The organism is Streptomyces mayonensis (genome assembly GCF_018982965.1).
Classification (GTDB): domain Bacteria; phylum Actinomycetota; class Actinomycetes; order Streptomycetales; family Streptomycetaceae; genus Streptomyces; species Streptomyces mayonensis.
Map to the genome: position 1 here is coordinate 1 of NZ_JACBYP010000175.1, position 11,299 is coordinate 11,299.

Below are 11,299 nucleotides of genomic sequence, written 5' to 3' on the forward strand. Positions count from 1 at the left end.
TTGGCGGCGACCGCGTCGTGCCCCTCGCGGAACACGGTGGCGGAGACCTCGAACGACTCGCCCGTCACCGCCTTCGCCGGGCGCCTGCCGTTGTCCACCACCGGGTGGACGTCCCGTACCGGGATACGCCCGACCGTCGCGGTCGTGCTCATCCGCATCTCACCTCCGCCGTGCTCGGGGCCGGGCGCGGGCGCCCGGCCTTGATGGGGTCAGGCCGCGCCGGAGGGAGCCCTCGGCCCCGACGGGGCGAGCCGTTCCGGCTGCTCCTGCGCGCGGGTGACCAGGTTCGTCCGCAGGTACCTCTCGGCCGCGTCGGCCGCCTCGCGCGCGCACCGCTTCCCCATCAGGACGCAGAGGGTGTAGCCGGAGTCCTCGAAGGTGGTCCGGACGCGTACGTCCGCCGGGGACGCCAGCATCGAACGTTCCCAGGCGCGGTAATGCCGCAGCTGCCGGGCGACTTCGCTCTTCGCGGGGAGCAGCATGGCCGGTCACCTTCCGGGCGGTCCGGTGGTACGGACGATCGGGTACTTCACACATGGTGCACGGACGGTGACGCCCCGTCTTGTTGGATCTTCAACTGATTTGTCCGGGTGCTCACCGCCGGGTTGCCGCCGCGTTCGGGGCGATCCGGGGCTCGTGTTGCACGAATGGACTACGGATCCCACTCTGGAGTGACTCAGGAGCGATCAGCGCTCACGCTTCGTGAACGGGGAGCCCGTCCCCCAAGGGACGAGGAGAGGCGAGAGCCTTCGCGGTGAGGAGCCACGACGATGAAGACCGCAGTGCCCCGCTACTACCACCTCGACGTGGAAGTGAGCCCGGAACGGGTCGGACAGGTCAGCCGCATCCTGGCCGCCCACCTCCGGTTCTGGAAGCTGGAAGACCTCGTCGAACCCGTCTGCTCGGGCGCCGAGATGCTGCTCCGGGCCATCGACGAGCACGCCGGCGACAAGAACACGTCGATCGAGATGTGGTGGAACCGCCAGCACCTCATCACGGCCGTGGCGGGCAACGACCACGCGCTCCGTCCCGACCACGACCTGCGCACCTGCCTCCAGCACCTCGCGGCGCACAGCGACGGCTGGGGCTGCTGCGCCACCGACACCGGTGCGAAGGTCATCTGGTTCTCGCGCCGCTCCCGGGCCGGCGAACGCGTCCCGCTGGTCGCCACGCCCCCCGGACCCATCACCCGGGAGGGGCTGGAAGTGCCGCGCGAGACCATGCCCGTGGCCCGGCTGGCGAGGCCCGCCGCCGACGCCCGCGGCGTTCTGGAGGAGGCCCGGTGACCCGCGCCAGACCCGACTGGAAGGGAGCGCCCGTGTGGAGCGGGCTCCCCCACCCGCTGGGCGCCACCTACGACGGACAGGGCACCAACTTCGCCCTCTTCAGCGAGGTCGCCGACCGGGTCGACCTGGTCCTCGTCGACGACGACGGCACCCACAGCACGATCCCGCTGCCCGAGGTCGACGGCTTTGTCTGGCACTGCTACCTGCCCGGCGTCGGCCCGGGGCAGCGCTACGGCTACCGGGTCCACGGCCCGTGGGCCCCGGCCGTGGGCCACCGCTGCAACCCGGCGAAGCTCCTCCTCGACCCGTACACCCGGGCGGTGGACGGGACGACGGACAACCACGCCTCCCTCTTCGAACGGGCGCAAGGGAAGGCCGACCCCGGCGACAGCGCCGGGCACACCATGCTCGGCGTGGTCACCGACCCCTTCTTCGACTGGGGCGACGACCGCCCTCCCCGGCGCCGGTACGCGGAGTCCGTGATCTACGAGGCCCACGTCCGCGGCCTCAGCCGCACCCACCCGGACGTACCGCCGGAACTGCGCGGGACCTACGCGGGTCTGGCGCACCCGGCCGTCGTGAACCACCTGACGTCGCTCGGCGTGACGGCCGTGGAGCTGATGCCGGTGCACCAGTTCGTGCACGACGGGGTGCTGCAGGACCGCGGCCTGTCCAACTACTGGGGCTACAACACCATCGGCTTCTTCGCGCCCCACAACGGCTACGCCGCGCTCGGCACCCGCGGCCAGCAGGTCACCGAGTTCAAGTCGATGGTCAAGACGCTCCACGAGGCAGGCCTCGAAGTCATCCTCGACGTGGTCTACAACCACACCGCCGAGGGCAACGAGAGGGGCCCCACCCTCTCCTTCCGAGGCATCGACAACGCCTCGTACTACCGCCTGGTGGACGGCGACTGGCAGCACTACTACGACACCACCGGCACCGGCAACAGCCTGCTGATGCGGCACCCCTACGTGCTCCAGCTCATCATGGACTCGCTGCGCTACTGGGTGACCGAGATGCACGTGGACGGCTTCCGCTTCGACCTCGCGGCCACCCTCGCCCGCCAGTTCCACGAGGTGGACCGGCTGTCGGCGTTCTTCGACCTCATCCAGCAGGACCCGGTCATCAGCCGCGTCAAGCTGATCGCCGAACCGTGGGACGTCGGCGAGGGCGGCTACCAGGTGGGCAACTTCCCGTCGCTGTGGTCGGAGTGGAACGGGAAGTACCGGGACGCCGTACGGGACTTCTGGCGCGCCGAGGACCACACCCTCGGCGAGTTCGCCTCCCGGCTGACCGGCTCGTCCGACCTCTACCAGCACAGCAGGCGCCGACCCCGCGCCAGCGTCAACTTCGTCACCGCGCACGACGGCTTCACCCTGCGCGACCTCGTCTCGTACAACGACAAGCACAACGAGGCCAACGGCGAGGACAACCGGGACGGCGAGAGCCACAACCGCTCCTGGAACTGCGGCGCCGAGGGTGCGACCAAGGACCCCGCAGTCCGCGAACTGCGCGGCCGCCAGCAGCGCAACCTGCTCGCCACGCTCCTGCTCTCCCAGGGCATCCCGATGCTCTGCCACGGGGACGAACTGGGCCGCACCCAGCGCGGCAACAACAACGCCTACTGCCAGGACAACGAGATCTCCTGGATCGACTGGCGGCTCGACGGCGAACAGCGCTCCCTGCTGGACTTCGTGCGGCGCCTGATCGCACTGCGCGCCGACCACCCCGTGCTGCGCCGGCGCCGCTACTTCCGCGGCGAGACCGCCACCCACGCGGACCAGCCGCTGCCCGACCTGGTGTGGCTGCTGCCCGACGCCCGGGAGATGACCGAGGACGACTGGCGGCGCTCCGACGCGCACGCCGTCGGCGTCTTCCTCAACGGCGACGCCATCGCCGAGCCCGACCCCTGCGGCCGCCCCGTCGTCGACGACTCCTTCCTGCTGCTGCTCAACAGCCACTGGGAGCCGGCCGACTTCAGGCTGCCCGGCGCCGGTTACGGCGAACGCTGGGCGGCCCTGATCGACACCGCCGACCCGGAGGGCGTCCCCGACGAGGCCGAGCACAAGGCGGGCACCGTCGTGACCGTCGAGCAGCGCAGCCTCGTCCTGCTGTCCCGCCCCTCCCGCACCGGCCGGTGAGCCGGTGCGGTCAGCTGCCGAAACGGCGCGCGGTCACCGTGAACTGCGCGCCGTCGGCGTCCCGGAGCACCGCCTCGTCGCCGCCGAGCGAGAGCACGCTGCCGCCGTGCAGTTCCGCGGCACGCGCACAGCCCGCGACGTCCTCGACCGCGAAGTGGATCTGCCAGTGCGGCCGCACCGCCGGGTCCGGGGCCGCGCCGAGCGCCCCCGACTCGATCCGTGCCACGACCTCGCCGTCCTGGCGCAGCACCACCTCGTCGCCCTCGTACCGCACCTCGCAGCAGCCCCGCCCCGACGCCCAGTCGAAGATCTCGCCGTAGAAGATGGCGGCGTCGAAGGCGTCGCGGGTGTGCAGCCGGATGAAGGCGGGGCGCGAGGTGCGCCAGGCCTCCCAGTCCGTGAACAGCTCGCCCTCCCAGACGCCGAAGGAGGCGCCGTCCCGGTCGGCGAGCAGCGCCGCCCGCCCGGGCGGCAGGGAGATCGGCCCGACCGCCGCGGTGCCGCCGCGCTCCTGCGCCCGCGAGACGGCCTCGTCCGCGCTGCGCACCGCGAAGTACGGCGTCCAGGCCACCGCCATCTGCCACATCGCGGCCACCGCCGCGATCCCGGCCACCGGCACACCGTGGGCCAGCGCGATCCGGAAGGGTTCGCCCAGCCGGGCCGGCCGCCACTGCCAGCCGAGCACGGCGGAGTAGAACTCCTCGGTGGCCTTCAGGTCGCGGCTGGTGAGACTCACCCAGCAGGGCGCCCCGTACACGGAGTGCGTGGACAGCAGGCCCTCTCCGGAGGCGGGGAAGGTCATGTCGTGGTTCATGGCAGTCGTGTCCTGATCTCGTCCACCGGCAGTCACCGGCTCCACACCAGTGTCCGGCCGGGAGTGCGGCGGGCGCCTGCCGAGTACCCCGGGCGCGGCGCCGAAACGGTGGCCGGGGCGCCCCGGACGGCCCAGTGGCGGACGCGGTGGCGGGCCGCGGACGGCGTGGCGACCATGGAGGGGATCCGGAGGTGACCATGACCGCGGACGGCGACTCGGAACAGATTTTCGGGCTGCAGGAACAGGTCCGGCAGCTGAAGGAGGCGGTCGTCTCGCACGCCGTCGTGGACCAGGCGATCGGTGTGGTCGTCGTCCTCGGCGGGGTGTCGCCGGACGAGGGGTGGATCGTCCTGAAGGAGGTCTCCCAGCACACGAACACCAAACTGCGCAACGTGGCGGAGACGATCCTCGTCTGGGGACGCACGGGAGTGATGGCGCCGGAGATACGGGCCGCCCTGGAGGACACCCTGGACCGCCGCGGCCCCGTCTGCCTGCCCGGCGCACCGCAGGACCTCAGCGGGCCTCCGTGAGGATCTCCTCCCGGATCCGGTCGAAGCAGCCGGCGAGCAGCCGGGAGACGTGCATCTGGGAGATGCCGAGCTGCTCCGCGATCCGGCTCTGCGTCATCCCGCCGAAGAAGCGCAGGTAGAGAATGGTGCGCTCACGCTCGGGCAGCGCCTGAAGGCAGGGCCGGACGGCCACCCGGTCCACGACCGCGTCGAAGGCCGGATCGGGCCCGCCGAGCGCGTCCCCGAGGGCGTACCCGTCGGTGCCGGGCATCTCCGCCTCCAGCGACAGGGCCGTGAAGCACTCCAGGGCCTCCATGCCGGTGCGGACCTCGACCGCGGTCAGCTGCGCGTGCTCGGCTATCTCCTCGACCGTGGGCGGGCGCCCCGGCGTGGTCTGCGCCAGCTCCTTCGCCGACCTGCGCACCCGGTTGCGCAGGTCCTGGATGCGGCGCGGTACGTGCAGCGTCCACATGTGGTCGCGGAAGTGCCGTTTGATCTCGCCGGTCACCGTCGGCACGGCGTACGCCTCGAAGGCGTGACCGCGCCCGGGGTCGTAGTGGTCCACGGCCTTGACCAGCCCGAGGGCCGCCACCTGGTAGAGGTCCTCCAGGTTCTCGCCGCGGCCCCGGAAGCGGACGGCTATCCGCTCCGACATGGGCAGCCAGACTCTGATCAGGTCGTCCCGCAGGGCCTTGCGTTCCGGTCCCTCGGGCAGCCCGGCGAGCCGGTCGAACGCCGCGGCCGTGTCGGGGGCGTCGTCGTGCGGGTGGGGCTTGCTTCGGCCGGCGACACGCATCGCGCGCACCTCCCTCGGCAGGGGTGCAGGGAAACCCTCGTACGTTCCTCGTACATATGGATTTACTCGTACATATGGATACTGAGCGCGATTGGCCCGAACGGCCACTCGAACGCCCGCGGACCGGCGTGCGCGGCGGCCCCGTGGCCGGACGTGATGTGCGGCACGCCCCGGTGAGCGTCCCGGACGGGCGCCGGCGGATCGTCGCTGGGCAGCGCTTGATCACCGAGCAAATGGGGCGAAGCCCCTGGCCACAGCGCATTCTGCTCATTTGACAGTGCGCTGAGCGTACGGATAGGAAGCGAGCGTCGAGAGGTCGAGAGGGGCACCGTGTACGAGCCGAACGTGGTCGGGGACTGGCACGAGTACGAGGAGCAGGCCGGCCTGCGGGCCCGCGTCCACCGTCTTGAGCCCGCCGAGCCGCCGCGTGGGCGCGACGACGCCGCCGAGGGCCTCACGTACTTCCGCCTCCGGGTGACCGTCGAGAACCGGGGCCCGCGGCAGCTCGGCATCCACCTGGAGGACGGCCAGATCGACGTCCGGATCGGCCCCGACGGGGAGAGCGCCTTCCTCGACTGGCGCAACTCGCAGTTCATCGAGGGCTTCGACGTCTACCCGCTGCGCCGGGCCACCGCGCTGCTCTACGCGGCCGGCCCGGAGGCGAGCCTGGGCCAGGTGGACGTGCAGGTGCAGTTGCGGGTGGACGAGGAGTGGGCCGACCGGCGGCTGTGGACCGGCGGCCTCGGACTGCCCGACGGGGCCGGTGCCGCACCGTGCGGCACGGTCCGGGACGAGGGCCTCGCGCACCAGGTGAGCGCCTTCCTGCGCGACCGCTGCGAGGAGGGCCCCGCCTGATCCGCCGACGGCGGTGCCGCGGTGCGCGGTGCCGTCGGTGGTCTCGTCGGCGGTGGCCCTCCCGGCTCAGGCGTTCGGGTCGAAGGGAATGCCGGAGGGCTTGGCGGCCGCCAGGTGGGAGGCGAAACTGCCGTCCTTGAGGCCGAAGTTGGCGCTGCCGAAGTCGTGGGTGCTCAGCTTCTCGCGCAGGCCGGCCGGATACCCGTTCCACCCGACCAGCGTCGGGTACTGCCAGCTGCCCCGGTGGTTCTCCGGCGGCTCGTCGCCCGAGGTCGCCAGGCGGAAGCAGTGGGTGCTGATGCCGTCCTTGTGGTAGACGATCTTCGGGTGGGTGCCGTCGAACCGGACGGCCGACCGCTCGTGCACGCTGAACGAGCCGTGCGCGGAGGTCGCCACGTACTGGACCGTGCCGTCGGCCACCCACACCACGACGTGCTCCCAGTCGTGCCGGTGTCCGCCGAGGCTGCTGCCGGGCAGCGCCTGGTCCTTCTCGAAGTACAGGCCGTACATGTAGGCGCACCAGCCGTTGTTGCACGTGGCGCGCGCGTAGCCGTTGGTGTTCTCCAGGTCGGCGGCGTCGCGGCAGTTGCCGTTCAGGTCGCCGGTCGGGTTGAGGCCGCCGTTGACCGTGCCGTCCTGGCCGATGGCCGGGGTCGGGTAGCAGCCGTCGGTGTCGTAGTCGTAGGCGGGCTGGTAGGCCTGCTCCAGGCTGTCGGCGTTGCCGGGCAGTCCCGGGGGCGGGGCGGCGAAGGCCGTGGCGGGGGAGGCGAGGACCAGGGCGAGGGCGCCGAGCGGCGCGGCGAGCCATCTCCTGCGGCGCGGGCGTCCGGTGCGTGGGGACATCGTGTCCTCCTCTGCTGGGCGTCCTTTTTTCGGCACGCCCAACGGATGTGGGGGGAAGGGCAGTTCAGGGTCCCCTCTTTTCACTCCCGCGCCAAGGGCGCCCGGGCGTCGCCGTGGTGAAGGACTGCCCAATTCGTGATCCGCACACTTGACTCGCCGTTACGCCGTTACGCCGTTGCGCCGTTGCGCCGTCACGTCGTCATGCCGTAGTCCTCGCGCTGTCGCGCCGTCACGGCGTCGGGACCCGTCACACCGGGTCGTCCGGGAGGTCGGCGGCGGAGTCCTCGGGCGCCAGGTCCGGGCGGAGCCTGAGCCAGGACGGCTGGCGCAGCATGCCCTCCCGGGTGCGGGTGCTGTAGCGGACCTCGCCCACCAGCCGGGGCACGACCCAGCGCGCACCCGGCACCGGCGGCACCGGGTCGAAGGGGCACACGTCGCTCGACGCGGCCCGCAGCAGCGCGGCCAGCTCGTCGCGCTCGGCGCCGCTCCAGCCGGTGCCGACGCCGCCGACGTAGCGCAGCCGCCCCGCGGCGCGCTGGCCCACCAGTACGGCACCCGGCAGGCCCGTCAGCCGCCCTTTGCCGGGCAGCCAGCCGCCGACCACGACGTCCTCGCTGCGCATGTTGCGGATCTTGACCCAGGCCCGGGAGCGGACGCCCGGCTCGTACACCGAGTCCAGCCGCTTGCACACCAGCCCCTCCAGGCCGTGCTCACGGGTGGCCCGCAGGGCCTGCTCGCCGTGGCCGACCAGCGCGGCCGGGGTCGACCAGGACGGCCCGCCCGCACCGAGGCCGGTCAGCCGCTCGCGGCGGGCGGTGTAGGGGAGGCGCAGCAGGGACTCGCCCGCCAGGTGCAGGGCGTCGAAGAGCACCAGATGGACGGGGACCCGGGCCGCCCGGTGCGCCGCCCGGCGCGGGTCGTGCGCGAGGCCCATCCGGGACTGGAGCAACTGGAAGTCCGCGCGGCCCTGTTCGTCCAGGGCCAGCACCTCGCCGTCCAGTACGGCGGGGGTGGCGCCCAGCGCGGTCCCGAGCGGCTCCAGCTCGGGATAGGCACTCGTGATGTCCTGCCCCGAGCGGGCGCGCAGCAGCACGCTGCCGTCACCGGGCAGGTACACCATCACGCGCTGGCCGTCCTGCTTGGTCTCGTAGGCCCACCGCGCGTCCTGCCGGGCGGGCGGCAGGGTGCCGGGGGTGGCGAGCATGGGCGGGATCAGCGGCAGGTCCACGGGTCAGTTCTCGACGTGCCCGGCGGCCGTCACGCGCCCTGCCCGTCAGGTTCGCCTGAACGGCGCCGGTCCCGGGGGCGGGACCGGCGCCGCCGCCGTCAGCGGGCGGAGGCGGCGGGCGCCGCGACCTCCTCGGCCGGAGCGGAGTGCGCGACGCCGGTGGCGGCGCGGTGGCGCGGGATGAAGGACGCGATCACGAAGGCGAGCAGGGCGGCACCGGCGCCGATGGCCATGACCACCTTGAAGGCGTTCTCGGAGGGCAGCGCGAAGCCGCCGAGGCTGACCGTCATCTGGGCCAGGATCACACCGGCGATGGCGCTCGCGACCGACGTACCGATGGACCGCATGAGGGTGTTCAGGCTGTTCGCGGCGGCCGTCTCGCTCGCGGGCACCGCGCCCATGATCAGGGCGGGCATGGCGCCGTAGGTGAAGCCGATGCCGGCGCCGATGACGCAGGAGACCAGCGCCAGGTGCCACACCTCGGACATCAGCACGATGTTCAGCCCGTAGCCGGCCGCCACGATCAGCGCGCCGATCATCAGGGTGACCTTCGGGCCGCGGGTCTTGGACACCTTGGCGGAGACCGGCGCGAACGCCATCATCACCAGGCCGGACGGCGCCATCACCAGACCGGCGGTCAGCAGCGAGCGGCCCAGGCCGTAACCGGTGGCCTCGGGCAGCTGCAGCAGCTGCGGAAGCACCAGGGACATCGCGAACATGGAGAAACCGACGGCGATCGACGCCAGGTTGGTGAACAGGACCTGGCGGCGGGCGGTGGTGCGCAGGTCCACCAGCGGCTGCGGGGTGCGCAGCTCCCACCAGCCCCACACCAGCAGGACCACCACGGCCGCCGCGAACAGCCCCAGCGTGGTGCCGCTGCCCCAGCCCCAGTCGGCGCCCTTGGAGATGGCCAGCAGCAGGCAGATCAGACCGGCCGCCATGCCGAGGCCGCCGAGCACGTCGAAACGGCCGCCGGTGCGCACGGCCGACTCCGGCACGAGTATCAGCACCAGCACCAGGGCGACGGCGCCGAGCGCGCCGGAGAGCCAGAACAGCATGTGCCAGTCGAGGTTGTCCGCGATCAGCGCGGCGATGGGCAGACCGAGCGCGCCGCCGACGCCGAGCGAGGCGCTCATCAGGGCGGTGGCACCGGCCAGCCGCTCCGCGGGCAGTTCGTCGCGCATGATGCTGATGCCGAGCGGGATGACGGCGGCGGACAGGCCCTGCAGGGCGCGGCCCACGACCATCGGGACCAGGGTGTCGCTCAGTCCGCAGACCACCGAGCCCACGATCAGCAGCACCACGCTGACCAGCAGCATCCTCCGCTTGCCCGCCATGTCGCCGAGCCGGCCGACGACCGGGGTGGCCACCGCGGCGGCCAGCAGCGTGGCGGTCACGGCCCAGGCCGTGTCCGACGCCGGCGCGTCCAGCAGCCGGGGCAGCTCCGGCACGATCGGGATGACCAGGGTCTGCATCAGCGAGACGACGATCCCGGCCAGGGCCAGTACCGCCACCACGGCGTTCGGCCGCGGGGCGGCGGGAGAAGCGGACATGGGAGAGCCTTTCGGGCGATGAGCAGGAGAACCGGAGCGCCAACCTTTAAGTCAGTCGCTTGAAGTATCCTACGGGGTGTGAAGAGCGCGTGCTCGTCCGGGCCGAGCGGTCTTCCGGATCCGCGGCCCCGTAGGCTTCGGAGAACGAGCCGTACGATGGCCGACCTGCGACGACTCGAGGGACCGGCCGTCGCGGGCCGCAAGGAGGTCCCGGCGCGGTGGTGATCATGGCGAGCAGGACGGTACGGACGGAACAGGTCAGCGCGACCCGGCAGCTGATCCTGACCACCGCCGAGCGGCTGTTCGCCGAGCACGGGGTCTACGCGGTCTCCAACCGCCAGGTCAGCGAGGCCGCGGGACAGGGCAACAACGCCGCCGTCGGCTACCACTTCGGCACCAAGTCCGACCTCGTCCGCGCCATCGTGCAGCGCCACGCGGAACGCGTCGAGGACCTGCGGGCCCGCCAGCTCGCCGCCGTCGGGGACTCGTCCGACCTGCGCGACTGGGTGGACTGCCTGGTGCGGCCGCAGTACGACCACCTGGCGGCGCTGGGCAGCCCCACCTGGTACGCGCGGTTCTGCGCCCAGGTCATGACCGATCCGGCCCTGCGCGAGATCATGACCGAGGAGTCCCGCGCCTCGGCCTCCCTGCGGGCGATCATCGCCGGGCGCAACCGGTGCATGCCCGCGTTGCCGGACGAGGTCCGCGCCGAGCGGGGCGACATGGCGCGCCACCTCATCGTCCACATGACCGCCGAACGGGAGCGGGCGCTGGCCGAGGGCCGTCCCACGCCGCGGGCCGGCTGGAGGGAGGCCGCCGACGGGCTCGTGGACGCGATCGTGGCGATGTGGCTGGCGCCCGTCACGCCCCGGGACGGGCGGTGACGGGCGCCGGGTCGGGATCCGGTCGGCGGGCCGGGCGGATCCGGGGCAGGGGGCCCTCCTCGGACGGGCCGGCCCCCGACTCGTCGACGGCGTAGACGCTGCCGCCGGCCACGTGCACGCGGTTGGGGCCGGCGCCCGTGGCCACCGTCTCCCCGGCCACGCCCCTGCGCGGGTCCCCCCCCCGGGTGACCGTGGCGTCGGTGCGGTCACCACGAGGACGTCGCCGTCACCGCAGCCGGCCAGGGGCAGCACTCCCGTCATGACGGCGGCGGACGCCCGAGGGGTCCTGCGGGCGACACGAGCGAACGGCATGGGGAGGAGGGCTCTTGGCGCTGAGGGTGTGGGACGGCCGGGGAGGAGGAACAGGCAGGGGAGGAGGAACGGGGA

13 protein-coding genes are annotated in these 11,299 nt (G+C 72.6%); 5 read left to right on the top strand and 8 right to left on the bottom strand.

Features of this window, described 5'->3' with window-relative positions; genetic code table 11:
- Nucleotides 1–152 (bottom strand): maltotransferase domain-containing protein (locus HZS56_RS35580; RefSeq protein WP_374201241.1); only part of this gene is annotated, 152 nt, incomplete at its 3' end.
- Between the two features lie 57 nt (nt 153–209).
- Nucleotides 210–482, bottom strand: a complete 273-nt coding sequence (locus tag HZS56_RS35585; protein WP_216724943.1) for a DUF5133 domain-containing protein — start codon at nt 480–482, stop codon at nt 210–212.
- Nucleotides 483–770: 288 nt separating this feature from the next.
- Between HZS56_RS35585 and HZS56_RS35590 the strand changes: the two genes are divergently transcribed.
- Nucleotides 771–1,286: a pep a2 gene (locus tag HZS56_RS35590; RefSeq protein ID WP_216724944.1), complete on the top strand. Its 516-nt coding sequence runs from the start codon at nt 771–773 to the stop codon at nt 1,284–1,286.
- Nucleotides 1,283–3,430: a glycogen debranching protein GlgX gene (gene glgX / locus HZS56_RS35595; RefSeq protein ID WP_216724945.1), complete on the top strand. Its 2,148-nt coding sequence runs from the start codon at nt 1,283–1,285 to the stop codon at nt 3,428–3,430. Before HZS56_RS35590 ends, glgX begins: the two co-directional genes overlap by 4 nt.
- A 10-nt stretch (nt 3,431–3,440) precedes the next feature.
- Here the strand turns inward: glgX and HZS56_RS35600 are convergent, their stop codons facing one another.
- Nucleotides 3,441–4,244 carry a VOC family protein gene (locus tag HZS56_RS35600; protein WP_216724946.1) on the bottom strand — a complete coding sequence of 268 codons (804 nt, stop codon included), beginning with the start codon at nt 4,242–4,244 and terminating at the stop codon, nt 3,441–3,443.
- Between the two features lie 197 nt (nt 4,245–4,441).
- Between HZS56_RS35600 and HZS56_RS35605 the strand changes: the two genes are divergently transcribed.
- Nucleotides 4,442–4,774, top strand: a complete 333-nt coding sequence (locus tag HZS56_RS35605) for an ANTAR domain-containing protein (protein WP_216724955.1) — start codon at nt 4,442–4,444, stop codon at nt 4,772–4,774.
- Here the strand turns inward: HZS56_RS35605 and HZS56_RS35610 are convergent.
- Nucleotides 4,758–5,549 (bottom strand): SigB/SigF/SigG family RNA polymerase sigma factor, encoded by a 792-nt coding sequence (locus HZS56_RS35610; RefSeq protein ID WP_216724947.1) that lies wholly within the window; start codon nt 5,547–5,549, stop codon nt 4,758–4,760. The genes HZS56_RS35605 and HZS56_RS35610 overlap by 17 nt on opposite strands.
- A 330-nt stretch (nt 5,550–5,879) precedes the next feature.
- On the opposite strand from HZS56_RS35610, the gene HZS56_RS35615 reads away from it, so the two are divergent.
- Nucleotides 5,880–6,404: a hypothetical protein gene (locus HZS56_RS35615; protein ID WP_216724948.1), complete on the top strand. Its 525-nt coding sequence runs from the start codon at nt 5,880–5,882 to the stop codon at nt 6,402–6,404.
- A gap of 66 nt (nt 6,405–6,470) precedes the next feature.
- Here HZS56_RS35615 and HZS56_RS35620 read toward each other — a convergent pair whose 3' ends face one another.
- The 3 genes from HZS56_RS35620 to HZS56_RS35630 all read right to left on the bottom strand — a co-directional run bounded on the left by HZS56_RS35620 (nt 6,471) and on the right by HZS56_RS35630 (nt 10,028).
- Nucleotides 6,471–7,247, bottom strand: a complete 777-nt coding sequence (locus tag HZS56_RS35620) for an NPP1 family protein (protein WP_216724949.1) — start codon at nt 7,245–7,247, stop codon at nt 6,471–6,473.
- 247 nt (nt 7,248–7,494) lie between these two features.
- The gene (locus HZS56_RS35625; RefSeq protein ID WP_216724950.1) at nt 7,495–8,475 is read right to left on the bottom strand and encodes an ATP-dependent DNA ligase; all 981 of its coding nucleotides are present in this window, start codon (nt 8,473–8,475) and stop codon (nt 7,495–7,497) included.
- Between the two features lie 98 nt (nt 8,476–8,573).
- On the bottom strand, nt 8,574–10,028 hold the full coding sequence (locus HZS56_RS35630) for an MFS transporter (RefSeq protein ID WP_216724951.1): 1,455 nt from the start codon (nt 10,026–10,028) through the stop codon (nt 8,574–8,576).
- 227 nt (nt 10,029–10,255) lie between these two features.
- On the opposite strand from HZS56_RS35630, the gene HZS56_RS35635 reads away from it, so the two are divergent.
- Nucleotides 10,256–10,912, top strand: a complete 657-nt coding sequence (locus HZS56_RS35635; RefSeq protein ID WP_216724952.1) for a TetR/AcrR family transcriptional regulator — start codon at nt 10,256–10,258, stop codon at nt 10,910–10,912.
- On the opposite strand, the gene HZS56_RS35640 is transcribed toward HZS56_RS35635, so the two are convergent.
- A complete protein-coding gene (locus HZS56_RS35640; RefSeq protein WP_216724953.1) occupies nt 10,890–11,072 on the bottom strand; it encodes a hypothetical protein in 183 nt (60 codons plus the stop codon). The two genes, HZS56_RS35635 and HZS56_RS35640, sit on opposite strands and share 23 nt — an antisense overlap.
- Between the last annotated feature and the right edge of the window lie 227 nt (nt 11,073–11,299).